Origin of the sequence: Gordonia sp. NPDC058843 (genome assembly GCF_042743165.1) — a bacterium.
Lineage (GTDB): Bacteria > Actinomycetota > Actinomycetes > Mycobacteriales > Mycobacteriaceae > Gordonia.
On sequence record NZ_JBHYNC010000016.1, the window covers coordinates 89,173 to 112,796 of the forward strand.

The window sequence follows — 23,624 nt, forward strand, 5'->3', positions numbered from 1 at the left end:
ATGAGGCCCTTCGACATCGTCCGTCGTCGCCGCGGCCCGCGCCGTCCGTCCGCCTTCCCACGACGAGCAGCGACGCTTGCCGTGGGTGGCGGCCTGGTCGGTGCGCTGGTCCTGGGGACCGCGACGTCGAGCGCATCCGGTGGCACCGTCGCCACGCCTGTAACCGGGACGGTCGCCCCCACGGTGGTGGCCGAGGTCGTCGCCGGTTCTCCGGTCGCACTACTCGGCTTCGCACCACCGCCGGAGAAGCCCGCGAGCGCGCTGCCGGCACCACAGTTCCGGCTCGCGAACGACCTCCCGTCGGGCCCGCTGGGAATCCCCGGCGTGGTTCTGCAGGCCTACAAGCTGGCCGCCAACCGCGTCGCCGCCGAGAGCCCGCAGTGCAAGCTCCCCTGGTTCCTGCTGGCCGGCATCGGACGGATCGAGTCCAACCACGCGAGCAACGGCTCGGTCGATCAGTACGGCACGACGATCAATCCGATCGCCGGTCCGGTCCTGGACGGGTCCCTGGCCGGGAACGCGGTCATCAAGGACACCGACGGCGGACGCATCGACGGCGACGCCGGCCACGACCGCGCGATGGGTCCGATGCAGTTCATCCCCAGCACCTGGGCCGCCTGGGGTTCCGACGCCAACGGCGACGGGAAACCCGACCCGAACAACATCTTCGACGCCACCTACTCGGCGGGCCGGTACCTGTGCGCCGGTGTCACCGACATCATGAACGAGCGCACGCGCGTGTCGGCGGTGCTGCGATACAACCGCTCGATGGAGTACGTGGCGAACGTGCTCGGCTGGGCCGGGGCCTACGCGACGGGCGTGATGCCGACGAACCCCATCCCGGAGATGAAGCGCAAGCCGTCGAGCAGTTCGAGCAAGTCCAGCAAGCCGAGCACGCCGGAGTCCGGGTCGTCCTCGTCGTCGTCCTCCACCTCGCGCCGGCCCAGTGCCCCGCCGCCGCCGTGCATCATCGTCTGTCTGCCGTCGATCCCGCCGCTGTTCCCCGGTCAGCCCGCGCCCCCGCCGACCAAGAAGGACGCTCCGGCCACCAAGCAGGCACCGGCGGGCAATGCCGGCCCGAACCGACCCGGCGCGGCGAGTACCCCCGTTCCGGTTCGCTGACACCGCGACCGGAGGACCTCCGCCGGGACTCCTGAGCGCCGCCGGTAGTCTGGATCAGATGACAACAGGAGTCGCGCCCACGGAATCGGCAGTTCGCGCCGCTCTGGGCAAGGTCAAGGATCCCGAGATCGGCAAGCCGATCACCGACATCGGAATGGTCAAGTCGGTCACCATCAACGACGACGCGAGTGTCGATGTCGGCGTGTACCTCACGACATCGGGCTGTCCGATGCGCACCGAGATCTCTCAACGCGTGGAGACGGCCGTGGCCGATGTCCCAGGGGTCGGTGCCATCCGCGTCGAACTCGACGTGATGGACGACGAGCAGCGCACCGAGCTCCGCAAGAAGCTGCGTGGCGACAAGGCCGAACCGGTCATCCCGTTCGCGCAGCCCGGGTCGCTGACCCGCGTGTACGCGGTCGCGTCCGGGAAGGGTGGCGTCGGCAAGTCGAGCGTGACCGTGAACCTGGCCACGGCCCTCGCCGAGCGGGGGCTCACCGTCGGTGTCCTCGACGCCGACATCTACGGCCACTCGGTTCCGCGCATGCTCGGCAGCGACGCCAAACCCACCCAGGTCGAGCGCATGATCATGCCGCCGATGAACCATGGGGTCCGCTTCATCTCCATCGGACAGTTCACCGATGGCAACACACCGGTGACCTGGCGCGGCCCGATGCTGCACCGAGCTCTCCAGCAGTTCCTCGTGGACGTGTACTGGGGCGACCTCGACGTGTTGCTCCTCGACCTGCCGCCGGGCACCGGCGACGTCGCCATCTCCATCGCCCAGCTCATCCCGGGCGCGGAGATCCTGGTTGTGACGACACCGCAGCAGGCCGCTGCCGAGGTCGCCGAGCGAGCCGGGGCCATCGCCCTGCAGACGCGCCAGAAGATCCTCGGTGTCGTCGAGAACATGTCGTGGCTGGAACTGCCCGACGGCAGCCGGATGGAACCCTTCGGGTCCGGCGGTGGCGAGCAGGTGGCACAACGCCTCACGCGTGCTGTGGGCTCGCAGGTCGACCTACTCGGTCAGGTGCCGCTCGAGACCGCGTTGCGTGAGGGTGGCGATGCCGGTGTGCCGGTGGTGCTGTCGGCGCCGGAGTCGGCGTCGGGCTCTGCACTACGCGCGATCGCCGGCAAGCTCGCGGCGCGCAAGCGTGGGCTGGCCGGGATGAGTCTGGGACTCGACACCATCCGGAATTCCTGAGGCGTCAGGTCGCATCCCAGTCGGCCGCGGCGGGCCGTGACCCGGAGCGCGGGGTCCGATCGGGCGTGGTGGGACTCGCAGAGGTGTCGGGCTTGTCGAACGACAACGGCGCCGAGACTGGCTTGATCTCGGGCGCCGCCGGAGTGGTGTTCCGATCGACGGTCGTGGCGCTCTCGTTCAGGCGGAACAGCGAATCATCGCCGTCGAGAAGGTGTTTCGTGACGATGGACCGCGGCGTCATACCCCGCAACTCGTTGAGATCGGCGAGCGGCTTGCGCAGGTCGTCGAACTCGGGGCCGAGTTCGTCCTTCAGCTGATTGCTCGCGCCCGTCGCGTAGTCGCGGACCTTCTTGACCGATTGCATCGTCCAGGACACTGCACCGGGAAGACGTTCGGGACCGAGGATGACGAGTGCGGCTACCACCAGGATCGCGATCTCGCCCCATCCGATGCTGCTGAACATGTACCTCGTCCTGACCTGTGCGGTGGTGTGCTTAGTCGCTCGCGGGAGTGATGGTACCGCTGAACGTACGGCCGGCCCGCCAGTACTGGAACGGGACCGCCTCGCCGATGTCCGCGGTGCGGATCGCGACATTCAACTCGTCGGCGCTCTCGATGGGGCGATTGTTGAACGACGTGATCACGTCGTTCTCCCGGACGCCCGCGCGTTCGGCGGGACTACCGGCCACGACGTTGCGCACCTGCGCGCCGAGCACACGCTCGTTGCGCACCGAACTCGCGTTGACACCGATCTGTGGGTGATTGACCCGGCCGTCGCGGATCAGCGCCTCCGCGATCGGCCTGGCCTCGTCGATCGGGATGGCGAAACCGAGCCCGATGTTGCCGCCTCCGGCGCCGAGGCGTCCCGCGGTGTTGATCCCGACCACCTGGGCCTCGGCGTTGACCAACGGCCCACCGGAGTTGCCCGGGTTGATGGCGGCGTCGGTCTGGATGGCGTCGATCACCGCGTCGGTGTCGGATTCCGCGTCGGGGGTGAGGGCGACGGCTCTATCCGTCGCGCTGACGATGCCGCTGGTCACGGTTCGGTTGAGTCCGAGCGGCGATCCGAAGGCGACGACCTCCTCGCCGATCTGCAGGTCGCCCGAGCTGCCGAGAACCGACACCGTCGGGTTCTCGACGTTGTCGACCTTCAGCACCGCAAGATCGGTCTTGGGGTCGCGCCCGACGATGCGCGCCGGGACGCGCTGGCGGTCGAAGAAGACGACCTCGAGTTTGGCGCTCTTGTCGTTGGCAGCCATCGAGATCACGTGATTGTTGGTGAGGATGTAACCCTCTTTGTCGATGACGAATCCCGATCCGGTGGCATAGGCGCCCGCGGCGCGGACGTCGATGGCGACAACGGATTTCTCCACGGCCTGGGCGACCTCGGCCACGGACGACCGGGGGCCGGTGTCGCCGCCCGTGTCCTCGGTGGACAACTCGACGGTGTCGCTGGTGAGCGGCGCGGCAACCTCCGCGGTGTACCGGCCCATCAACCCGCCGACGAGACCGATGAGCAACGCGATCACCGTCAGCGTCGCGAGGGCGACCCAGCTCAGGCGGTTGCCGAGCAGGATGTCGCGGACGCCGAGCTTGGGGCCGGCCTCGGTGGGGGTGTCCGACGACCCGGACGCCAGCGCGGGCGCGTCCAGGCGGGCCAGGCTTTCGGGGTCACGCCACGGATCGTCCGGCGTCGTGGGCTGTTCGGTCTGCCCGTATGTCGCGAGCGGATCCCGCTGCAGGGTGTCGGTCGATCCCGCCGGGCGGCCGAAGGCCTCGGCGAGTACCGGGTCCGGGGCGGCCACCTGTGGCTCGGGCGTCCGGTTGTCGGCGGACGTGGCGAACGAGCCGCGTACTCCGGACGGGCGGCCGAACACCTGTGCGGTCGAGGGCGACACGGGTGAGTGTCGAGACCTCGACGGCGTCAGTCGCTGCGACTCGGGCGGCTCGGCGCGACGGGCGAACGCGTCGTCGGCCGGGCGCGGTGTTCCGGCATCGTCGGCCACGTTCACCGGCCCCGGCGGCGGAAGGCTCGACCGCGAACGGCGGGGATGCCGTCGGTCGGCGCGTCCGGCGACACGGTCGGCCCGAACCCGGCCGGGCGGGGCCGCTCGGAGGTCAGGTCGATCTCACGCGTGGGGATCTGGGAGAGCTGACCGAGGAGTGAGTCGGGGATGGAGACCCGACCGGACTCGCGGAGTCGGGTGCGGGCGAGAGACTGTGCCTCGACGGCGGCGACGCACTCGGGGCACAGGGCGAGGTGGTGAGCGGCCCGCGCATGCGCGGACATTCCGAGCTCACCGTCCACGAACGCCGCGACCGCCTCGGGCGCCAGGTGCTCGGTGGGTGCGAAACCGCGTCCACCGGCCGTACCGGGCGCGCGATAGCCCCGATTGGGGAGGAACGACGACGGAGCCGGGCTCCAGGTGTTCGGATTCCACCTGGCGGGGGTCCAGGCGGACCGCCGGCGACGGAGGTTGGGAGTAGGTGGTTCGACACCGCCACCCCCGGTCGGACGCCCGCGATCACCGTCCATCATCGTCGTTCACCCCTCTCCACGACGAAACCGCCGCACGATGAAATCCTGTGTTGCCACTGGGCCCTGCTGCTCTTCTGCCACGGTACCGATCGACGGCATCCGATGCCGTCCGCCGAACGCGCGGTGTCCGGCGAACCACGGACATCGGTCGCGTCACGCGCCGTGACACAACGTCTCAGCTTATCCGAGACCCACAACGAAGCTCGGCGGAGAAGGGTTCCCGGGATGCGCCACACCGTCACCGGCGGCGACACGGGAGGTCAGGCGCGCGAGCCGATCGCCACCGAGCGGCTGCTGGTGTGTCCCTGGGCCGCCAGGGCGTCGCGGATGCTCTGCCGGCCGCGGTGGATACGGCTGCGAACCGTGCCCAGCTTGACGCCGAGCGTCGCGGAGATCTCCTCGTAGGACAGACCTTCGATGTCGCACAGCACCACGGCCGCGCGGAAGTCGGGCGCCAGCGAGTCCAGGGCGCGCTGCAGATCGGGATCCAGATTGGTCGCGTCGAAGATCTGTTGCGGATCGGGGGTGTCTGCCGGCACGCGGTCGTACTCCTCGGGCAGCGCCTCCATGCGGATCTTGCTGCGGCGGCGGACCATGTCCAGGAAGAGGTTGGTGGTGATGCGGTGCAGCCACCCCTCGAAGGTTCCGGGGCGGTAGTTCGACAGCGACCGGAAGACGCGGATGAAGGTCTCCTGCGTGAGGTCCTCGGCGTCGTGCTGGTTCCCCGACAGGCGGTAGGCCAGTCGGTAGACGCGGTCGGCGTGCTCGCGGACCAGGTCGTCCCAGGACGGCATGAGCAGTTCGTCGCCGGTGGCGTCGAAACCTGCGGTGCCCGCCGGAACGGCGGGCACGGCGTCGACGGGATCGCGGAGATCGGTCATGGTGGGTGGTCGGTTCCTCTCTGGTGAACACGGCCCGGTGACCCAAGCACTCACCGAAATCGAACGGATGACCCCGGTTGGGTATTCCCGAACTGCCGGGGGTTCACACCGACCTCCCGGGAACTGTCCCAACCGGAACAGCCCTAACCCTCTCCTATCGGAGTGTGCCCGCCGTATGAGACGCCTGAGTGTTGCCTGAGGATGCATCAGCGATCTGGCGGCGTCCGGATTCGCGCAGGTCTGGCGTGCCGCATCCGGTTCCCCCGCGGGCTGGGACTAACCTCGACGCGTGACCGAGTCAACGCCGTCCGCGCGCCCCGACCTGATCGCCTACGCCGAGTCGGCCATCGTCGAGGACGAGGCCGTCATCGCCGCCCGCGCCCGCGCCGAAGAACTCGGCGCGACGCCGGTCTCCCCCGCGGTCGGCGCGCTGCTCGCGCTACTGGCCCGCGCGGCCGATGCGCGCAACGTCGTCGAGATCGGGACCGGTACCGGCGTGAGCGGCCTGTGGCTGCTCAACGGCATGTCGGCCGACGGTGTGCTGACCACCATCGACCCCGAGCCCGAGCATCACCGGGCCGCCCGCGCGTCGTTCGCCGGTGCCGACATCGCGCCCGGCCGCACACGACTCATCAACGGCACCCCCGTCGAGGTCCTGCCGCGATTGTCCGACGCGTCCTACGATCTGGTCTTCGTCGACGGACCTCTCCTCGATCAGCCCCGATTCGTCGGCGAGGCGGTCCGCATGCTGCGGCCGGGCGGTGTGGTCGTCGTCCACAACGCCACCGCGGACGGCACGGTCGGTGATCCGGCACGTACCGAACCACCGACGGCGGCCGCCCGCGAGGCGGCCCTGCTGATCGCCGACGACGAGCAGTTGCTGCCTGTCGTCATCCCGCTCGGACCGGGAGTGCTCGCCGCCGCGAAGATCCGCTGAGTCGGGCGGTCCGTGACGCTAGACGTCGGTCGAGAACCGAACCCCGTTGTCGGGGATCTCGATACCCGGCCACACCCGGGCGCCGCGTAGCAGCTCGCACCGCGCGCCGATGTCGGCGCCGTCGCCGATGACGGTGTCCCGGATCAGGGCGCGGGGCCCGATGCGGGCACCGAAGCCGATGATCGACCGTTCCACCACAGCTCCGGCCTCGATCACGGCGCCGTCGAAGACGACCGCACCGTCGAGGCGGGCCCGCGGGCCGATCTCGGCGCCGCGGCCGACCACGGTGCCACCGATGAGCAGGGCACCCGGGCCCACGCCCGCACCCTCGTGGACGAGGGATTCACCGCGCCGGTCACCCAGTGCCGGGGACGGCGCGATCCCGCGCACGAGGTCCGCCGAGCCGCGGACGAAGTCCTCGGGTGTACCCATGTCCCGCCAGTAGGCGTGATCGACGTGCGCATGGACGTGTTTGCCCTCGGTGAGCAGTCGGGGGAAGACCTCGCGCTCGACCGAGACCGGCAGCCCGGATGGGATGGACTCGATGATCTCGCGCTTGAAGACGTATGTGCCGGCGTTGATCTGGTCGGTCGGCGGGTCCTGCGTCTTCTCCAGGAAGGCGGTGACCCGACCGTCGCCGTCGGTCGGTACGCAGCCGAAGGCGCGCGGGTCGCTGACGCGCACGAGATGAATCGTGACGTCGGCATCGGCGGCGCGATGACTGTCGATGACGTCGCCGACGTCGGTGCCGCCGAGGACGTCACCGTTGAACACCACGACCGTGCTCGCCGTCAGTTCGTCGAGCACGTTGCGGATACCGCCACCGGTGCCCAGCGGCTCGTCCTCGGTGACGTAGCGCATCCGCAGGCCCAGTTTCGAACCGTCGCCGTAGTACTCGCTGAAGACCTCGGCCTTGAACGAGGTACTCAGCACGATGTCGCGAATCCCCGCCGCGCGGATGCGCGACAGCAGATGGGTGAGAAACGGCAGGCCTGCGGTCGGCAACATCGGCTTGGGCGCCGACAGGGTGAGCGGACGCAGGCGGGTTCCCTTGCCGCCGACGAGGATGACGGCCTCGACGTCCTCCCTGATGTCGTCCGATCCCCCCACGGACTGTCTTTCCACCGACTCACGCACGGTGTAGTTGTCCACTGGATCGGTTCCTTCCTCGAGGTGAATGCTCTTCACTTCAGCACTCATCGGGCGTTTTCGCTCGCCGACGCGCGGCGCGCCGCCCGGACTGCCAGTCGGGATCGCACGCCCAGCCCGACGCGCAGGGCCAGGCGCAGTGGTGCGCGCCACGGGCCGGGGTTGCGGTCTGCCTGGAACCGGTAGGCACTGCGGTGGTGGGCGGGCAGCATCTTCTCCGGATGCCGACCTGCACTGTGCCCCTTGGTGTGTACGACCTCTGCAGTCGGCACGTAGATGTTCTGCCAGCCGGCCTTGCCGAGGCGATCGCCGAGGTCCACGTCCTCCATGTACATGAAGTAGCGGGCGTCGAATCCGCCGATGGCGTCGAAGGCCTCCCGCCGCACCAGCAGGCAGGAGCCCGAGAGCCACCCCACCGGACGTTCCGACGGTGTCTCGTCGTCGGCGCGGTACGCCGCCGTCCACGGGTTGGACTTCCAGACGGTGCCGAGGATCGCGTGTCCGGTGCCCGACACGAGGTCGGGGACGCGGCGTGCCGACGGGTAGACCGACCCGTCGGGTTCGCGGATCAGCGGACCGAGCGAGCCCGCACGCGGCCAGCGCTGCGCGGCGGCCATCAGCTCGTCGATGGCGCCGGGCTTCCACTCGACATCCGGATTGGAGATGAGGATGAACTCGACGTCGGGGTCGATCTCGGCGACGCCGCGGTTCATAGCGCCGCCGTAGCCGATGTTGCCGCCGGTCCGGACGAGCGTGACGGTGTCGTACTCCTGCTCGGCCCGTTCGGGCGCTCCGTCTTCGGAACCGTTGTCGGCGATGACGACCTGTGGCATGACGTCGGTGACGGCGTCGAGGCTACGCAGGAAGGTCGCGAGGTGATCGCCGGAGAAATAGGTCACCGTCACCACGGCTGGCTGAACAGGCACGCCGCTCAGGGTAACGAACGGGCGCCGGCGTCCGACGCGGCGATCGCCGCGTGCAGCGCGTGTCGCCACGGCCGGAGCGGGGTGAGCCCCGCTGCCTCCCAGGAGTGCCCGGACAGCACCGAGTAGGCCGGCCGCGGTGCCGGGCGCGGGAAATCGGCTGTCGTCGTGGCCAGAACCCGGTCGGGCTGCGCCCCGATCTCCTCGAAGACCCCTCGGGCCACCTCGAACCAGGTCGCACGGCCCGCATTCGTCGCGTGCAGGACCGAGCCACCGACCTGCGGGCGTCTCCCGGCTGCGACCAGTTCCCACAGCCCGTCGGCGAGGTCGTGCGAGTAGGTGGGCGAACCGAGCTGGTCGTCGACGACCGACACCGTCTCGCGCGACTGCTCGAGGCGCCGCATGGTGCCGACGAAGTCGCGACTCTCGGGTCCGCCCGTGTACACCCACGCCGTCCGGACGATGGTCGCTCGCGGGTCGACGGACAGGGCCGCGCGTTCGCCGTCGAGTTTGGTCCGGCCGTAAACGGTGGCCGGAGTACCGCTCACGTCATCGGGCTCGTATCCGTCGCAGTCGGCCGGGCGGGAGCCCTCCTCGGAAGTCCCCGGGAACACGTAGTCGGTCGACACGTGGATCAGCCACGCCCCGGCGTCGGCCGTCCGGGCGGCGAGGACCTCGGGCCCGGCGGTGTTGACCCGGCGCGCGCCCTCCGCGTCGGCCTCGGCCCCGTCCACGTCGGTATAGGCCGCACAGTTCACCACGACATCGTCAGGGCCGAGGTCCCCGAGGGCGGCGGCCACGGAGGTCGGGTCGGTGATGTCGATGTCGGCCGAGGTGAGCGGGCGCACCACGGCGTCGCACACCCCCTCCGATCTCGCTTGCAATGCGGTCCCGAGCTGACCGCCGGCGCCGACGATGTACACGGTGGGGCCGCTGGGAGTGACACGCATGGGCACCATCGTGCCGGAGATCGACGGTGCCCACCCGGCGACGCGCGCACCGGCACACGTGACGACGGCTACTCGCCCGCCCGGCGTTGCGTTCTCGAATTTCCGAATCACTTCAGTAGCCTGACGACAGCACACAACAGCTGACCCGCCTTGCACATCAGCATCGACACCCTCAGGCGTAACCCGTACCAACGTCGCCGTCGGACACGATGTCTCGACCTCGAAAGGGACCGCTCACCAGTGGATTCACCATCCGACGGCCCGCGCCGGCGCTCGCAGTCGCGCCGTCCGGCACGGCCGGGTCCGGACGGGCGTCAGCCGATGCCCGGTGATCGACGCGCCCCCGAGCCCGGTGCCCGTCGACGCCCCGCCCGGCCCCCACACGACGGTGGACCCGACGGCCGCGGCGCCCCTCGCGGTGCCGCTCAGTACCCAGGTGACCAGGGCCCTCCGCCACCCCGCGCGCGTCGCCAGCCCCCACCGGACCCGCGACGTCGTGCCGCCGATCCCCGCGACCCACGGCGCCGGGCCGCCGACCCGCGCGATCCGGGCCGCCGGACATCCGGTGACCGCCGTGCCGCGCCGGAGGCCGTGGAACCGGCGCCGACCCGCCCGCGTCGCCCCGGTGAACCGCGACCGGTCCGACGGTCCTCCGGCGAAATCCACACCCGCCCGGCCCCGGCCGCGAAGAAGAAGACGGGCGACCGGAAGCCCCGCGCCCAGCCGGCAGACGCCAGGGAGCCCGCCGGCCCGAAGACCGGCGCCCGCCGTAAGCCGGCAAAGCCGGCACCACCACCCCCTCCACCGGCCACTCCGCCCGACGACAGTCCGCGTGCGGGCGGTTGGGCTCCGGGCGCGGGATGGGGTCGTGCACTCATCGCCGTCGCCTCCGTCGCGGTGCTGCTCTGTACCGGGTACGCGTGGAACACCATGTCGGACCTGCAGACCCGCATCACCCAGCTCGGCGGGCTCGACCTCGGTGGCGCCGAGGACGGCGCCGTCGACATCCTCCTCGTCGGCACCGACTCCCGGACCGATGCGAAGGGCAATCCGCTGTCCCCGGAGGAACTCCGACTCCTGCGCTCGGGGAACGAGATCGCGACCAACACCGACACCATCCTGCTCATCCGCATCCCCGACGACGGCTCGTCGGCGACCGCGATCTCGATCCCGCGTGACTCGTATGTCGACGTGCCCGGAATCGGGATGAGCAAGATCAACGCCGCCTACGGCACGACTCGCGAAACCGTCCGCGCCCAGGCGGTCGGCGAGGGCAAGTCCGAGGGTGAGGCCGAGTCCGAGGGCACACTGGCAGGCCGGAAAGCGTTGGTGGACACCGTCGCCAACCTGACCGGTGTGCAGGTCGACCATTACGCGGAGGTGGGTCTGCTCGGCTTCGTGCTGCTGACGAACGCGGCGGGCGGGATCGACGTCTGCCTGAACGACGCGGTCCGGGATCCGTTCACCGGCGCGCGGTTCCGCGCCGGACGTCAGACACTCGACGGCCCCAAGGCGCTCAGCTTCGTGCGGCAGCGTCACGGGCTCCCGCGCGGGGACCTCGACCGGATCACCCGCCAGCAGGCGTTCATGGCGTCACTGACACAGAAGATCATCTCCGCGAAAACCCTGACCGACCCGGGCAAGCTGTCGGAGCTGCAGAACGCGGTGTCGCGGTCGGTGGTCATCGACGACGACTGGGACATCATCCGGTTCGCCGAGCAGTTCAAGGATCTCAGCGGCGGCCGGGTCAAGTTCGCGACCATCCCGATCGTGACCGAGCAGGGCTGGAGTGAGGACGGTCAGCAGAGCGTCGTGGAGGTGAACCCGCGCGAGGTCCAGACCTTCACCGGCGACCTGCTCACACCGAAGGAGTCGCAGGGTGTCCAGCGCGGCGACTACAAGGTCGACGTGGTCAACGCGGGAACCATCGACGGTCTCGCATCGAATGTGGCGAACATCCTCACCAACAAGGGTTTCCGGGGTGGCGCCACGTCGAGCGGCAAGGCCGACACCAAGGACTCGATCGTGTACGCCAAGGAGAACAACGACGCCGCACGGCTTCTCGCCAAGGATCTGGGAGGTGCCGAGATCAAGGCCGATCCCGCCCTCGGCGACGATCAGCTCAAGGTGGTCCTCACCAACACCTACGCCGGACCCGGCTCGATCAGCGACACCGGCGACCAGACCGACAACACCCCGGCGAGCGAGCGCGTCGGCAACAAGCGTCCGCCGATCACCGCGGGCAACGAGGGGCCGATGTGCGTGAACTGAACGAGCCGAAGACGATCACCGACGCGGTCTTCGCCGCGGTCGCCGACCATTCGCGTCCGCTGCTGACCTTCTACGACGACTCGACCGGCGAACGCACCGAGCTGTCGGGGGCGACGCTCGGCAACTGGGCGGCGAAGACCGCCAACTACCTGGTCGACGAGATCGGCGTCGTGGCGGGCGACGTCGTCGCGGTCGACCTCCCGGAGCACTGGCAGACGGCCGGAATCCTGCTGGGAGCGCTCTGGGCGGGCGCCGAGGTGCATTTCGACACCACCGACGACGCGATGGTCCTGTTCACCAGCCGGGATCGTCTCGACGGTCACCCGGACGTCGAAGAGGTCGTGGTCGCCTCGTTGGATCCGTTCGCGTTGCCGCTTCGCGATCTACCGCCCGGCGTCGGCGACTACGGCAGCGTCGTGCGCGTCCACGGTGATCAGTACTCGTCCCGCCACCCGGCGTCGGCCACCCTGGAGGGCACCCCCATCGGCGAGGTGCTCGACGACGCTCGGGCGATCGCGGAACGCGACGGGATCGGACCGGGCACCCGTGTGGTGTCCACCCGGCCGTGGCCTACGGCCGATCGGGTCATCGCCCATCTCCTGACGCCGTTCTTGGTGGGCGGCAGCCTCGTTCACGTCTCGGCGGCTTCGCCGGAACGGGTCGCGGCGATCGCCGAGATGGAGAAGGCCACGCTCGTCCTCTCGTGAACCCCGGCGGGCACGCCGCCGATCGGGCACAGTGGGGACATGCGAATCCCCCGCGCGGTGGCCCGGCTCAACAAGCGAGTGACGAACCCCATCCAGCGACAGTGGGCACCCCGGCTGGCGCCGTACGCGATGGTCGAGCACGTCGGCCGCAAGTCCGGCGAGCACTACTCCATCCCGGTACTCGCGTGGGTCGACGGGGACCGGCTCACGATCATCCTCACCTATGGACGTCACACCGACTGGGTCCGCAATGTGCAGGCCGCGGGCCACTTCGGTCTGATCCGGAAGAACCAGCACTACCGGGTCACGGGTCCGCGGGTGGTGCCGTCGGACTCGCCGGACATCGCACGTGGTGCGCGCATCCCGGCGCGGCTGTTCGAGTCCGCGCTCCTCGGCACCCTGCAGCCGGTGTGATCTCATGGCCGACGACCCCCTCGAGGACTTCGACGCCGAGGACGTGACCCTGTGCGGGACCACCCGCCGCGTCCACCGACTCGGTAGCGGCCCGGCGGTCATCGTCATCGCCGAGATGCCGGGAATCGGCCCCAAGGTGGCCGACGTCGCCCGCCGAGTCGCCGGAGCCGGGGCAACGGCGGTGCTGCCGTCGTTGTTCGGCGTCGACGGTCGCGACCCCCGGCCGGACAACCTCGGCGCCCTCGGTTCGGCGACCAACATGCTGGGCACCATCGCCCGGGCCTGCGTCACCCGCGAGTTCACCATTCTGGCCACCGGTAAGACGTCACCGGTCGCATCGTGGTTGCGAGCGCTGGCCGCGCGCGAACACGACCGGTGTGGCGGCCCCGGGGTCGGCGCGGTCGGGATGTGTTTCACCGGCGGGTTCGCGCTGGCGATGGCCACCGACGACCGAATGCTGGCACCGGTGCTGTCTCAGCCCTCACTGCCGTTCGCGGTGCTGCCGGGACGCGCACGCGCCATCGACGTGAGCGAGTCGGATCTCGCTCTGGTACAGGCACGATGCGCACGCGGCCTGGAGGTGATGGGACTCCGGTTCCGTGGCGACCGCCTCGTGCCCGAGGCCCGATTCGCCTACCTGCGCGAGATTCTCGGCGACGCCTTCATCGGCATCGAACTCCCGGACGAGTCCGCGAACCCGGATTCGATGCTGCCCCGGCCACATTCGGTGCTCACCGAGGACCTGCGGGACGAACCCGGCCAGCCCACGCGGGAGGCCTACGACCGGGTCATCGCCTTCTTCACCGAGAAACTCGGCCTGCAGCCGACAACCTGACCTGACCTGACCGTCGACCTGATCTGACCTGACGACCTGACCGAGGCGAGAGCCCTACTCTCCCAGCAGTTCCTGCTGCAGCGCCGCATCCTTGTCGAGAACCATCTGCTCGAGTCCCTGCTGGAACTCGACCATCCGGGCACGCAGGTCGGCGTCGGCGGCCGCGAGAATGCGGACCGCGAGCAATCCGGCGTTGCGGGCCCCACCGACCGAGACAGTCGCGACCGGCACACCCGCGGGCATCTGCACTATCGACAGCAGCGAATCCAGTCCGTCGAGGTGCCGCAGCGGTACCGGCACGCCGATCACCGGCAACGGCGTGGCGGAGGCGACCATTCCCGGAAGATGAGCTGCGCCACCGGCTCCCGCGATGATCACCTCGATACCGTGACCGGCGGCACCGGCCGCGTAGTCGAGCATGCGCTGCGGTGTGCGATGCGCCGAGACGACACCCACCTGGAACGGCACGTCGAACTCGGCGAGCGCCTCGGCAGCCGCCTTCATCGTCGGCCAGTCCGAATCGCTGCCCATGATCAGGCCCACCCGGGGGCCGTGCGTCTCACTCATGAATGTTCATCCCATCCGTCGGTCCACGTCGCCCGCGACATCCACTGGGCCGCCCGCTCGGCACGTTCACGTACCGATTCCGGCGAATCCCCTTCGCGCCCCACGATGTTCACATGCCCGATCTTGCGATCGGGTCGCTCACCCTTGCCATACAGGTGCACCTTGGCCTCGGGCATCCGGGCCATCAGGTGGTGCAACCGCTCGTCCATCGACATCGCCGGGGCCTCCGATGCCCCCAGGATGTTGGCCATCACCGTGAGCGGCGCGGTCGGCGCGGTGCTCCCGAGCGGATAGTCGAGGACCGCGCGCAGGTGCTGCTCGAACTGGGAGGTCACCGCCCCGTCCATCGTCCAGTGGCCGCTGTTGTGCGGGCGCATCGCGAGCTCGTTGACGACCAGTTCGCCGTCGACGGTCTCGAAGAGTTCCATCGCCATCACGCCGACCACACCGAGTTCGTCGGCCAGTCGCAGGGCCATCTGCTGCGCGCGTGCGGCGACCTCGTCGTCGAGCCCGGGCGCCGGGGCCAGGACGACCGCGCACTGGCCGTGACGCTGGATGGTCTCGACCACTGGCCACGCACCACCCTGGCCGAACGGCGACCGGGCGATCATCGCCGACAACTCCCGCCGCATCGGCACCTTCTGTTCGGCGAGCAGGGCCGGCGCGTCCTCGGGATAGTCGTCGAAGACCGCGAGTGCCTCCTGCGCTCCGTCGACGAGCCACACGCCGCGCCCGTCGTAGCCACCGCGCACCGCCTTCACGACGATGGCCCAGTCGTTGGCCTCGCCGAACTCGATCAGCCGCGACCGGGCGGCGGCGCGCTCCCCGGACAGGTCGGCGAAATCGGGCACGGGCAGGCCCAGCTCGGCCAGCCGGACACGCATCGCGAGCTTGTCCTGCGCGAAGTGCAATGCCTTCGACGGCGGGAGCACGGCGACGCCCTCGGCCTCGAGCGCGCGGAGATGAGCCAGTGGGACGCCTTCGTGGTCGAAGGTCAGGGCGACGGACCCGGCCGCAGCGCGGCGCAGATCGTCGAGTTCGTCATGCGACCCCAGGACGACGTCAGCGCTGATCCGAGCCGCCGGATCGGACTCGGAGGCGGCGAGGACCCGCAGGCACTGACCGAGGGCGATGGCGGCCTGGTGGGTCATCCGTGCGAGCTGGCCGCCGCCGATCATCGTGACGGTCGGCATCCCCGAGGACCGGCCGTCCGTGCGCCCGGACTCGGGGACCGGCGGCACCTGGGACGACGGGGACACGGCGCCGCCGACCTGCTCGCGTGGATTCACGCGAACCATCGTGGCATGTGGGCGGCGTCATTCGCACAACCGCCCGGCAGGTGACCCGGCAGTTCTGTTTCGTACACTCGGATCTTGTGCCATTGATCGACGAGATGATCGCCCGCCTTCCCGCGCCGGTCCGTCGGCTCGTGATGCGGCACCACGAACTGATCAAGTTCGCGATGGTGGGCGGAACCACCTTCGTCTTCGACATGGCGATCTTCTACAGCCTGAGCCTCACGGTCCTCGAGACGAAGCCGGTGATCGCCAAGGTCATCGCCGGCGTGCTGGCCACGATCCTGAGCTACATCCTCAACCGCGAGTGGGCGTTCAAGAACCGCGGCGGCCGGGAGCGGCACCACGAGGCGATGCTGTTCTTCGCCATCAGCGGCATCGGCGTGATCCTGCAGGCAGCGCCGCTGTTCGTCGCGAACAACGTCTTCGACATGCGCTCCAACCTGAGCGTGTCCGAGATCGTGGTCATCGACTTCGTGCTCGGCTACATCATCGGCAATCTCATGCAGATGGCGTTCCGGTTCTGGGCGTTGCGGAAGTTCGCGTTCCCCGAGGAGCAACTGCGCGGCGGCGACGCCGGGTCCACCGACCTGCATCCCTCGCTCGCCGAACTCAACGATGAGGAACTCGGTCACGCCTGACACCGGGCTTCGGTGATCTCCCGGTTTTCTCGTCGATGTCGTCGGCGAGTTCGGTGTCGCCGCGGTCGGTGCCGAGCCGCTCGCGTCCGGTGACCAGCCGGGCGGGCACGACGATCGCGAACACCGGCGGCCGACGGACGGTGAGTTCCAGCCGGCCCCCGTCGGATTCGATCAGTGCCCGGGCCAGTGAGAGTCCGACACCGCTCCGGCCCGCACCGGGGCGGTGCCCGGCCGAGAAGCCCCGGCGGAAGATGTGGGCGGCGATCTCGTCGGCGACCCCGTCACCCTCGTCCGCCACGGTGATGCGCACGAGGTCGCCCGCGGGCAGGGTGCCCACGTGGATCCGGCAGGTCCCGCGGCCGTGCTGCAAGGCGTTGTCGACGAGCACGCTGACCGCCTCCCGGAGCCGGCCCGGGTTCGACGTCAGCGCGTGGGGCACACCGTCGAAGGCGGCGACCAGCTCGCGACCGCGAGCCTCGAAGGCTTGCCGGAAGTCGCCGACCAGGGTGGTGAGCATGCCCGACATGTCGACGAATTCCGGGGCGGGCTCGTCGGCGCGGGACGCCTCGACCAGGTCGTCGAGTTCGGTGGCGAGCCGCTCGACCTGATCGAGCGCGGCTTCGGCCTCGGTGACCACGGCGGGATCATCGTGGAGGGTCAACTCCTCCAGACGCAGCTGGATCGCGGTGAGGCGACTGCGCAGTTGGTGCGAGGCGTCCCCGGCGACCTCCCGCTCACGTTCGAGGCGCAGCGCGAGTTCGGCGTTCGCGTCGGCCAGCGCCCGCGAGACGCGGTCGAGTTCGGTGATGCCGTACATCTTCCACTGCGTGCGGAAGTCGCCCCGGCCCATGGTCGCGGCCCGGTTCGCGAGATCGGTGAGGGGGTCGACGATCCGCCCCGCGGTGACCGCCGCGACCAGCGTGCCGCCGATGACGGACGCGACGACGATGATGGCCACGATCGAGGCCGCGGTGAACTGGTCGTTGCGCACCTCGTCCCGGGGTATCGAGAGGGTCAGTGTCCCCGCGGCACCCAGGGCTATCGACTCCGAGAGTCGGGAACCGCCGATCTCGGCACCCACGACGGTGCGCTGCTCGGACCCGGACAGGTCGGGAAAGGTGACGGTCAGGCGACCGTTCGGCGGCAGGAGCAGCTGGAAGGCCTCGCGGTCGAGCGCCTCCGGCGGGATCCGGCCGTCGGCCCCCTCCTGCCGGATCAGCTGATCGGCGATGACCTTGAGCCGGTTGTCGAGGTCCTGGTGGGCGTTGTCGGCCACCCACCACCACGCGACGACGCTCAACGGGATGCCCAGCAGGCCACCGACCGCCAGCAGGACGGCGATCATGGTCGTGAGCAGGCGGCGGCGCATGGCGGACTACGGGTCGAACCGGAAACCGACTCCGCGCACGGTCACGATGTGGCGGGGACGATCGTGGCGGTCGTCGCCGATCTTGCGGCGCAACCAGGAGATGTGCATGTCGAGCGTCTTCGACGACCGAAGGTCGGCCGAGCCCCACACCTCGGTGAGGATCTCCTCGCGGGTCACCACCTCGCCGGCGCGTTCCATGAGGAAGCGCAGGAGGTCGAACTCGCGGTTCGCGAGGGTGAGGTCGTGTCCGTTCACCAGAACCCGGCGCGCCCGCGCGTCCAGGCGCAGGGCACCACCCTCGAGCACCACGTCGCCGGGCTGGCGACGCCGCAGCAGGGCGCGCACCCGGGCCAGCAGTTCGGCCAACCGGAACGGTTTGCCGACGTAGTCGTCGGCACCGGCATCGAGTCCGACGACGAAGTCCACCTCGTCGGTGCGCGCGGTCAGCATCAGGACGGCGAGCGCCGGACGTTGGGCGCGTACCCGGCGGCACACCTCGAGGCCGTCGAGTACCGGCAGGCCGAGATCGAGGATGAGCAGTTCGTAGCGGGTGTCGAGGGCTTTCTCGAGGGCGTCGGCCCCGGTCGAGACGACCTCGCAGCCGTATCCCTCCCGCGACAGCGCCCGCGCGAGCGGTTCGGCGATCGCGGCGTCGTCCTCGGCGAGCAGCACGGTGGTCATCGGTCGCGGCCCCCGCCGTGTTCGGACCGGTCCCCGGGGTGACCGCTACCGGTGACGGACTGGTCGTACGAGTCGCGTCGGCGTCCGTCCGGCGGATGATCCTCGTCGTCGTGGACGTCGAGCACCTCGTGGTAGAGCAGCGCGTGCACCCGCTCGACCTGCGGGATGTCGTCGAAGGACAGCGGTTCGTCGGACGCCGACTCGATGACCAGCGTGCCGGTGCGCAGCATCCGGTCGACGAGGCCGTGCCGGAACTCGACGGTGTTGATCCGACGGATCGGGATGTCGATGCCCGACCGGGTGACGATCCCGTTGCGGAACATCACCCGCCGGTCGGTGAGCACGAAATGTGTTGTCTTCCAGGCCAACAACGGGCGCACGAAATACCAGCAGAACCCAGCAGCCCAGACCACCGCGACGACGATGAGTAGGACGGTCTGCGGTGTGGACCGCAGCGCCGACGAGGTGATGACGCCGATCAACACTCCCGCGGCGGCCGTCACGAGCCCGAACAGCAGGAACGGACCCAGCAAGCACTTCCAGTGCGGATGCCGGTGGAGGACGACACGCTCTCCCGGCGCCAGGTTCTCCCGCGGATAGGCCATGCGGCTCAGCATAAACGCCTGGGTGCCGCAGTAGACTGCCAACCACAGGACCGCCTGCCGTCCTCGTGCAGTGAGCATGCCAGGGCCCCGACACCAGATCCGACCATCGGCTTCGACGAACGGTCGGCGAGGAGAACGCCATGAGCTACCAGGATCCCCGTGACCCGCGGACCGCGCGCTACGAGTCCGGCTACACCCCCGAGTCACGCGCCTACAGCAGTCAGAACGACCCGTACGCGCGCGATCCCTACGCGGCCGACCCGTACGCGGGCCAGGGCGGATACGGGCAGGGCGGATACGACCAGCCCGGATACGACAGGGGCCGGCCGGTGAAGCCACGCCGTGGCCCCGACATCAACCCCGTCACCTTCGCCGGCGGCGTGGTGATGACCGGTGTGGTCACCGGCCTCGCCGCATGGCTCGTGGCCTGGATCATCTCCGCATTCGTCGAGAAGGTGAACGAGTCGGGCAAGCTCGGCGTCTGGAATCCGGTCGCCGCCAGCGAACTCTGGTTCGGGGTCGTCGGCTTCCTGTGCGCCCTCGCCGCCGGTGCCCTCTGGTACGTCCTGCATCTGATCACGCCGTCGCCCGATCAGTTCTACCGATGGATCGTCGGCCTGCTGCTCGTCGCCGCCGTGCTGATCCCCATCCTCACCTACAACCAGATCTCGGTGGGCATCGAGACGGCGATCGTGCACCTGGTGATCGGCCTACCGTCACTGACGATCATCCCGGCGATGGCCGGCAAGAGCCTGCAGCGCACCGCCGGCTGAGCCGTCGAGGAGCGCAGCCGCCGGGCCGAGCAAGCGACGAAGGAGCGCGTCGAGGTCGACGAGCCGAGTCGAAGTCACTCCGGCCGCAGATGGGTGACGTCGCCCGCTGCGGCCACCACCTGCTGACCATCGGCGTCGACGACGAGCCGGCCGGAGGAGTCGACACCGGTTGCGGTGCCGACGACTTCGCGATCCCCGGGTAGCACCAGCCGGACGCGACGACCGATGGTGTCGCTGTTGTCGCGATACCGCGCCGCCAGCCCGTCCAGGTCGTGCGGCCACAGGTCGAGCAGTTCCGAGAGCGCCCGCAGGTACGACGCGGCGAGTTCGGTCAGCGGCACGTCGCCGCCGGTGGCGAGTCGCAGTGAGGTGGCGGTCGGGACCGGCAGCTGGTCCTCGCCCATGGTGGTGTTGAGTCCGGTGCCGATCACCGCGACACCGCCCGGTCCGGCGGGACCGTGGTCGGTGCGGGTGTATTCCGAGAGGATGCCCGCGACCTTCTTGCCGTCGATCAGGACGTCGTTGGGCCACTTGAGCGTCGGACGCAGTCCCATCGCGTCGTCGACCCCCTGCACCGCGGCGAGTCCGGCCAGCAGCGACAGCCAGCCCAGGTCCTCGGTGTGGTCGGCGACATCGAGGGCGGCCGACATGGCCAGTTGCGTGCCGGCGGGTGCCGTCCAGGTCCGGGCGTGACGCCCGCGTCCGGCGGTCTGGTCGGTGGTGATCCGCACGGTGCCCCCGACCGATTCGGTGGCGGCACGCGACACGAGGTCGGCGTTGGTCGAGCCGGTCGCCTCGACCACCTCGATCCGGTGCCAGCGTGTGCCGGCCAGACGGGTACGGAGCAGATCTGCGTCGAGGCTCATGGACAACGAACCTACTGTCCGTCGCCGTGGAACGGTCGGGTACCGCCTGTTTCGACGACCCGGGGGCACCGCACCGACCGATCGCTCGGAAACCTGAGGGATATCTCACGTTGATCCGGTTGACGTGGCTCACACCCGGGTAGTTAGCATCGTCAGTCATGACCACTGCTTCTCGCGACGACGCCGCCGCTCCCGACATCCACACCACGGCGGGAAAGCTCGCCGATCTGCGCAATCGTCTCGAGGAGACGAAGCATCCGGTGGGTGAGGCCGCCGTCGAGAAGACACACGCCAAGGGCAAGCTGACCGCGCGGGAGCGCATCACACATCTGCTCGACGAGGGATCATTCGTGGAGCTCGACGCCCTCGCGCGGCACCGCAGCACCAACTTCGGACTCGCGGAGCGCCGTCCGCTCGGCGACGGCGTCGTCTCGGGGTACGGCACCATCGACGGCCGCGAGGTCTGCGTCTTCTCGCAGGACTCCACGGTCTTCGGCGGCAGCCTCGGCGAGGTCTACGGCGAGAAGATCGTCAAGGTCATGGATCTCGCGATCAAGACCGGCCGGCCGCTGATCGGCATCAACGACGGCGCCGGCGCCCGTATCCAGGAGGGCGTGGTCTCGCTCGGTCTGTACGGCGAGATCTTCCACCGCAACGTGCGCGCATCCGGCGTGATCCCGCAGATCTCGCTGATCCTCGGTGCCGCGGCCGGCGGGCACGTGTACTCCCCCGCCCTCACCGACTTCGTGGTCATGGTCGACCAGACCAGCCAGATGTTCATCACCGGCCCGGACGTGATCAAGACGGTCACCGGCGAAGAGGTGACGATGGAGGAGCTCGGCGGCGCACACACGCACATGTCGAAGTCGGGCACCGCCCACTACGTCGCCTCCGACGAGGAGGACGCCCTCGAGTACGTCAAGGAACTCCTCGGCTACCTGCCGAGCAACAACCGCGCCGACGCACCGCGACTGCCCGTCGCACAGCCGGCCGCCGGTTCCATCGAGGACACCCTCACCGAGGAGGACCTCGAGCTCGACACGCTGATCCCGGATTCGCCGAATCAGCCCTACGACATGCACGAGGTCATCCGTCGCATCCTCGACGACGACGAGTTCCTCGAGGTGCAGGCCGAGTACGCGACCAACATCATCATCGGCTACGGACGCGTCGACGGCCGCAGCGTCGGCATCGTCGCCAACCAGCCGACCCAGTTCGCCGGCTGCCTCGACATCGACGCCTCGGAGAAGGCCGCACGCTTCGTCCGGACCTGCGACGCCTTCAACATTCCGATCGTCACCCTCGTCGACGTCCCGGGCTTCCTCCCGGGCACCGACCAGGAGTACCGCGGCATCATCCGCCGCGGCGCCAAGCTGCTCTACGCCTACGGCGAGGCGACGGTCGGCAAGATCACCGTCATCACCCGTAAGGCCTACGGCGGCGCGTACGACGTCATGGGCTCCAAGCACATGGGTGCCGACGTGAACCTGGCCTGGCCGACCGCTCAGATCGCCGTCATGGGCGCCTCGGGTGCGGTCGGGTTCGTCTACCGCAGCCAGCTCAAGGATGCGGCGGCCAAGGGCGAGGACGTCGACGCGCTGCGCCTGCAGCTGCAGGAGGAGTACGAGGACACCCTCGTCAACCCGTATGTCGCGGCCGCCCGCGGATACGTCGACGCGGTGATCCCGCCGAGTCACACCCGCGGCCAGATCGCCACCGCGCTCAAGCTGCTCGAGCGCAAGATGGTCAACCTGCCGCCCAAGAAGCACGGCAACATCCCCCTGTGACATCAGCCGGCAGTCCCGAGAGCGAGAATCCCGTGAGCGAAGACTCGACGAAGTCCGAGCGTCCGTTCCTGACCGTCGTCGGCGGCAATCCGACCGACGAGGACCTCGCCGTGCTGGTGACCGTCCTCGCCGGTGCCGGTTCGGGTGGCGGCGCCGCAGAGCCCGAGACCCGCGACGACTGGGGTCATCCCCTCGACCGGCTGCGTCCGCAGTGGGGCGGCCCGGGGAGCTACACCAACCTGCGCTACTGACGGTGACACGCGCATCCGAGATCGGGCCGGGTCCGACCGGCCCGATCTTCGTCCTCGGGTCGGCCTCCCCGGCCCGACTTCGCATCTTGCGGGCCGCCGGTGTCGCGCCGGTCGTGCGAGTGTCGGACGTCGACGAGGACGCACTCCTCGCCGAGCTCGCGACCACCACGCCGGCCGACGTGGTGGTCGCCGAACTGGCCCGGGCCAAGGCGGAGGCTGTCGCTGCTCTACCCGAGGTCGCCGAACTCGCCGGCTCGGGCAAGCCGGTCGCGGTCATCGGCTGCGATTCGATGCTCCACCTGGGCGATCAGCTGCTCGGTAAGCCACACACCCCGGAACGCGCGGTCGCGCAGTGGTCGGAGATGCGTGGCCGCAGCGCCGACCTGCTGACCGGCCATCACCTGATCCGCCTGGACCGCCCCGCCACCGCCGGCGGGACCAGTTCCACGACGATCCATTTCGCCGACGCCGACGACGACGTGATCGCGCGGTACGTCGCCAGTGGTGAACCGCTACAGGTCGCCGGTGCCTTCACGTTGGACGGCCTCGGCGGCTGGCTGGTCGAGCGCATCGAGGGTGACCCGTCGTCGGTCATCGGCATCGGCCTGCCGCTGGTCCGAACGCTCCTGCACGACGTCGGGCTGTCGGTCACCGACTTCTGGGGACCCTGACCCTGTTCCCGTAGGGCGCGAGCACCGCGCCCCTCCCCTCTGGCTCCCTGATCCGAAAGTACCGACCCACCCCTGCTCCCAAATCCGAAAGAACCGCATAACCCCTGCTCCCTGAGGTGCGAGGAGCGAAACGACGAGCCACGAAGGGCCTGGTGAGACACGTTGCGAGACCCTTCGTGGCTCGCT

At 69.6% G+C, this 23,624-nt stretch carries 26 protein-coding genes; 12 read left to right on the forward strand and 14 right to left on the reverse strand.

Translation table 11 applies throughout. The annotated features are described in order from the left end of the window. Together ACFW3F_RS13160 and ACFW3F_RS13165 are read left to right on the forward strand one after the other, a co-directional pair. Window positions 1-1,122, forward strand: a complete 1,122-nt coding sequence (locus tag ACFW3F_RS13160; protein WP_388057946.1) for a lytic transglycosylase domain-containing protein — start codon at window positions 1-3, stop codon at window positions 1,120-1,122. A gap of 58 nt (window positions 1,123-1,180) precedes the next feature. After that, window positions 1,181-2,326 carry an Mrp/NBP35 family ATP-binding protein gene (locus tag ACFW3F_RS13165; protein ID WP_388057948.1) on the forward strand — a complete coding sequence of 382 codons (1,146 nt, stop codon included), beginning with the start codon at window positions 1,181-1,183 and terminating at the stop codon, window positions 2,324-2,326. A 4-nt stretch (window positions 2,327-2,330) separates the two neighbouring features. Here ACFW3F_RS13165 and tatB read toward each other — a convergent pair whose 3' ends face one another. From tatB to sigE, 4 genes are all read right to left on the reverse strand, one after another. Then, entirely contained in the window at window positions 2,331-2,789 is a 459-nt protein-coding gene (gene tatB / locus ACFW3F_RS13170) for a Sec-independent protein translocase protein TatB (RefSeq protein WP_388057950.1), read from the reverse strand. Between the two features lie 31 nt (window positions 2,790-2,820). Further along, window positions 2,821-4,338, reverse strand: a complete 1,518-nt coding sequence (locus ACFW3F_RS13175; protein ID WP_388057952.1) for a S1C family serine protease — start codon at window positions 4,336-4,338, stop codon at window positions 2,821-2,823. After that, on the reverse strand, window positions 4,335-4,865 hold the full coding sequence (locus tag ACFW3F_RS13180) for a hypothetical protein (protein ID WP_388057954.1): 531 nt from the start codon (window positions 4,863-4,865) through the stop codon (window positions 4,335-4,337). Before ACFW3F_RS13180 ends, ACFW3F_RS13175 begins: the two co-directional genes overlap by 4 nt. 260 nt (window positions 4,866-5,125) lie before the next feature. Further along, window positions 5,126-5,746 (reverse strand): RNA polymerase sigma factor SigE, encoded by a 621-nt coding sequence (sigE, locus tag ACFW3F_RS13185; protein ID WP_388057956.1) that lies wholly within the window; start codon window positions 5,744-5,746, stop codon window positions 5,126-5,128. Between the two features lie 289 nt (window positions 5,747-6,035). Between sigE and ACFW3F_RS13190 the strand changes: the two genes are divergently transcribed. Next, on the forward strand, window positions 6,036-6,683 hold the full coding sequence (locus ACFW3F_RS13190; RefSeq protein ID WP_388057958.1) for an O-methyltransferase: 648 nt from the start codon (window positions 6,036-6,038) through the stop codon (window positions 6,681-6,683). Between the two features lie 18 nt (window positions 6,684-6,701). Here ACFW3F_RS13190 and ACFW3F_RS13195 read toward each other — a convergent pair whose 3' ends face one another. The 4 genes from ACFW3F_RS13195 to ACFW3F_RS13210 form a co-directional block, all read right to left on the reverse strand. Continuing rightward, the gene (locus ACFW3F_RS13195; protein WP_388057993.1) at window positions 6,702-7,835 is read right to left on the reverse strand and encodes a sugar phosphate nucleotidyltransferase; all 1,134 of its coding nucleotides are present in this window, start codon (window positions 7,833-7,835) and stop codon (window positions 6,702-6,704) included. Window positions 7,836-7,879: 44 nt separating this feature from the next. Beyond that, window positions 7,880-8,758: a glycosyltransferase family 2 protein gene (locus tag ACFW3F_RS13200; RefSeq protein WP_388057960.1), complete on the reverse strand. Its 879-nt coding sequence runs from the start codon at window positions 8,756-8,758 to the stop codon at window positions 7,880-7,882. A 5-nt stretch (window positions 8,759-8,763) separates the two neighbouring features. Then, a complete protein-coding gene (rfbD, locus tag ACFW3F_RS13205) occupies window positions 8,764-9,714 on the reverse strand; it encodes a dTDP-4-dehydrorhamnose reductase (RefSeq protein ID WP_388057995.1) in 951 nt (316 codons plus the stop codon). 237 nt (window positions 9,715-9,951) lie between these two features. Further along, window positions 9,952-10,371 carry a hypothetical protein gene (locus ACFW3F_RS13210; protein WP_388057999.1) on the reverse strand — a complete coding sequence of 140 codons (420 nt, stop codon included), beginning with the start codon at window positions 10,369-10,371 and terminating at the stop codon, window positions 9,952-9,954. Between ACFW3F_RS13210 and ACFW3F_RS13215 the strand changes: the two genes are divergently transcribed. The 4 genes from ACFW3F_RS13215 to ACFW3F_RS13230 are packed head-to-tail and all read left to right on the forward strand — an operon-like array spanning window position 10,297 to window position 13,932. After that, window positions 10,297-11,976, forward strand: coding sequence for an LCP family protein (locus ACFW3F_RS13215; RefSeq protein WP_388057997.1), 1,680 nt, complete (start codon window positions 10,297-10,299; stop codon window positions 11,974-11,976). The genes ACFW3F_RS13210 and ACFW3F_RS13215 overlap by 75 nt on opposite strands. Beyond that, on the forward strand, window positions 11,964-12,683 hold the full coding sequence (locus ACFW3F_RS13220) for a TIGR03089 family protein (RefSeq protein ID WP_388057962.1): 720 nt from the start codon (window positions 11,964-11,966) through the stop codon (window positions 12,681-12,683). The genes ACFW3F_RS13215 and ACFW3F_RS13220 overlap by 13 nt, the downstream gene beginning before the upstream one ends. 39 nt (window positions 12,684-12,722) lie before the next feature. Continuing rightward, window positions 12,723-13,097 (forward strand): nitroreductase family deazaflavin-dependent oxidoreductase, encoded by a 375-nt coding sequence (locus ACFW3F_RS13225; protein ID WP_388057964.1) that lies wholly within the window; start codon window positions 12,723-12,725, stop codon window positions 13,095-13,097. Window positions 13,098-13,101: 4 nt separating this feature from the next. Beyond that, entirely contained in the window at window positions 13,102-13,932 is an 831-nt protein-coding gene (locus ACFW3F_RS13230) for a dienelactone hydrolase family protein (RefSeq protein WP_388057966.1), read from the forward strand. 54 nt (window positions 13,933-13,986) lie between these two features. Here ACFW3F_RS13230 and purE read toward each other — a convergent pair whose 3' ends face one another. Both purE and ACFW3F_RS13240 read right to left on the reverse strand, forming a co-directional pair. Further along, complete coding sequence (gene purE, locus ACFW3F_RS13235) at window positions 13,987-14,499, reverse strand: 5-(carboxyamino)imidazole ribonucleotide mutase (RefSeq protein WP_055475043.1); 513 nt, start codon at window positions 14,497-14,499, stop codon at window positions 13,987-13,989. After that, on the reverse strand, window positions 14,496-15,797 hold the full coding sequence (locus ACFW3F_RS13240) for a 5-(carboxyamino)imidazole ribonucleotide synthase (protein WP_388057968.1): 1,302 nt from the start codon (window positions 15,795-15,797) through the stop codon (window positions 14,496-14,498). The genes purE and ACFW3F_RS13240 overlap by 4 nt, the downstream gene beginning before the upstream one ends. A gap of 77 nt (window positions 15,798-15,874) precedes the next feature. Here ACFW3F_RS13240 and ACFW3F_RS13245 point away from each other — a divergent pair, with 77 nt between their 5' ends. Beyond that, a complete protein-coding gene (locus tag ACFW3F_RS13245) occupies window positions 15,875-16,435 on the forward strand; it encodes a GtrA family protein (RefSeq protein ID WP_388057970.1) in 561 nt (186 codons plus the stop codon). On the opposite strand, the gene ACFW3F_RS13250 is transcribed toward ACFW3F_RS13245, so the two are convergent. Genes ACFW3F_RS13250 through ACFW3F_RS13260 form a run of 3 tightly spaced genes read right to left on the reverse strand, consistent with a single transcriptional unit; the run spans window position 16,407 to window position 19,090 of the window. After that, window positions 16,407-17,804: a sensor histidine kinase gene (locus tag ACFW3F_RS13250; RefSeq protein WP_388057972.1), complete on the reverse strand. Its 1,398-nt coding sequence runs from the start codon at window positions 17,802-17,804 to the stop codon at window positions 16,407-16,409. The two genes, ACFW3F_RS13245 and ACFW3F_RS13250, sit on opposite strands and share 29 nt — an antisense overlap. A gap of 6 nt (window positions 17,805-17,810) precedes the next feature. Beyond that, complete coding sequence (locus tag ACFW3F_RS13255; RefSeq protein WP_004572230.1) at window positions 17,811-18,485, reverse strand: response regulator transcription factor; 675 nt, start codon at window positions 18,483-18,485, stop codon at window positions 17,811-17,813. Beyond that, window positions 18,482-19,090, reverse strand: coding sequence for a PH domain-containing protein (locus ACFW3F_RS13260; RefSeq protein WP_388057974.1), 609 nt, complete (start codon window positions 19,088-19,090; stop codon window positions 18,482-18,484). The genes ACFW3F_RS13255 and ACFW3F_RS13260 overlap by 4 nt, the downstream gene beginning before the upstream one ends. Before the next feature lie 140 nt (window positions 19,091-19,230). On the opposite strand from ACFW3F_RS13260, the gene ACFW3F_RS13265 reads away from it, so the two are divergent. Further along, entirely contained in the window at window positions 19,231-19,863 is a 633-nt protein-coding gene (locus tag ACFW3F_RS13265) for a hypothetical protein (protein ID WP_388057975.1), read from the forward strand. 74 nt (window positions 19,864-19,937) lie between these two features. Here the strand turns inward: ACFW3F_RS13265 and ACFW3F_RS13270 are convergent, their stop codons facing one another. Then, window positions 19,938-20,729: a biotin--[acetyl-CoA-carboxylase] ligase gene (locus tag ACFW3F_RS13270; protein WP_388057977.1), complete on the reverse strand. Its 792-nt coding sequence runs from the start codon at window positions 20,727-20,729 to the stop codon at window positions 19,938-19,940. A gap of 158 nt (window positions 20,730-20,887) precedes the next feature. On the opposite strand from ACFW3F_RS13270, the gene ACFW3F_RS13275 reads away from it, so the two are divergent. From ACFW3F_RS13275 to ACFW3F_RS13285, 3 genes are read left to right on the forward strand one after another with little or no spacing between them, the layout of a single operon-like run. After that, window positions 20,888-22,516 (forward strand): acyl-CoA carboxylase subunit beta, encoded by a 1,629-nt coding sequence (locus ACFW3F_RS13275; protein ID WP_388057979.1) that lies wholly within the window; start codon window positions 20,888-20,890, stop codon window positions 22,514-22,516. 32 nt (window positions 22,517-22,548) lie between these two features. Continuing rightward, entirely contained in the window at window positions 22,549-22,767 is a 219-nt protein-coding gene (locus ACFW3F_RS13280) for an acyl-CoA carboxylase subunit epsilon (RefSeq protein WP_388057981.1), read from the forward strand. Window positions 22,768-22,769: 2 nt separating this feature from the next. Next, window positions 22,770-23,438 (forward strand): Maf family protein, encoded by a 669-nt coding sequence (locus ACFW3F_RS13285; RefSeq protein WP_388057983.1) that lies wholly within the window; start codon window positions 22,770-22,772, stop codon window positions 23,436-23,438. The last annotated feature ends 186 nt before the right edge of the window (window positions 23,439-23,624 follow it).

What these genes read in the sequence shown, in the direction of transcription:
- purE (WP_055475043.1), bottom strand. Translation starts at nt 14,499, where the DNA reads ATGAGTGAGACGCACGGCCCCCGGGTGGGCCTGATCATGGGCAGCGAT.
- ACFW3F_RS13165 (WP_388057948.1), top strand. Translation starts at nt 1,181, where the DNA reads ATGACAACAGGAGTCGCGCCCACGGAATCGGCAGTTCGCGCCGCTCTG.
- ACFW3F_RS13180 (WP_388057954.1), bottom strand. Translation starts at nt 4,865, where the DNA reads ATGATGGACGGTGATCGCGGGCGTCCGACCGGGGGTGGCGGTGTCGAA.
- ACFW3F_RS13265 (WP_388057975.1), top strand. Translation starts at nt 19,231, where the DNA reads ATGAGCTACCAGGATCCCCGTGACCCGCGGACCGCGCGCTACGAGTCC.
- ACFW3F_RS13260 (WP_388057974.1), bottom strand. Translation starts at nt 19,090, where the DNA reads ATGGCCTATCCGCGGGAGAACCTGGCGCCGGGAGAGCGTGTCGTCCTC.
- sigE (WP_388057956.1), bottom strand. Translation starts at nt 5,746, where the DNA reads ATGACCGATCTCCGCGATCCCGTCGACGCCGTGCCCGCCGTTCCGGCG.
- ACFW3F_RS13275 (WP_388057979.1), top strand. Translation starts at nt 20,888, where the DNA reads ATGACCACTGCTTCTCGCGACGACGCCGCCGCTCCCGACATCCACACC.
- ACFW3F_RS13225 (WP_388057964.1), top strand. Translation starts at nt 12,723, where the DNA reads ATGCGAATCCCCCGCGCGGTGGCCCGGCTCAACAAGCGAGTGACGAAC.
- ACFW3F_RS13160 (WP_388057946.1), top strand. Translation starts at nt 1, where the DNA reads ATGAGGCCCTTCGACATCGTCCGTCGTCGCCGCGGCCCGCGCCGTCCG.
- ACFW3F_RS13240 (WP_388057968.1), bottom strand. Translation starts at nt 15,797, where the DNA reads ATGGTTCGCGTGAATCCACGCGAGCAGGTCGGCGGCGCCGTGTCCCCG.
- rfbD (WP_388057995.1), bottom strand. Translation starts at nt 9,714, where the DNA reads ATGGTGCCCATGCGTGTCACTCCCAGCGGCCCCACCGTGTACATCGTC.
- ACFW3F_RS13230 (WP_388057966.1), top strand. Translation starts at nt 13,102, where the DNA reads ATGGCCGACGACCCCCTCGAGGACTTCGACGCCGAGGACGTGACCCTG.
- tatB (WP_388057950.1), bottom strand. Translation starts at nt 2,789, where the DNA reads ATGTTCAGCAGCATCGGATGGGGCGAGATCGCGATCCTGGTGGTAGCC.
- ACFW3F_RS13250 (WP_388057972.1), bottom strand. Translation starts at nt 17,804, where the DNA reads ATGCGCCGCCGCCTGCTCACGACCATGATCGCCGTCCTGCTGGCGGTC.
- ACFW3F_RS13255 (WP_004572230.1), bottom strand. Translation starts at nt 18,485, where the DNA reads ATGACCACCGTGCTGCTCGCCGAGGACGACGCCGCGATCGCCGAACCG.
- ACFW3F_RS13270 (WP_388057977.1), bottom strand. Translation starts at nt 20,729, where the DNA reads ATGAGCCTCGACGCAGATCTGCTCCGTACCCGTCTGGCCGGCACACGC.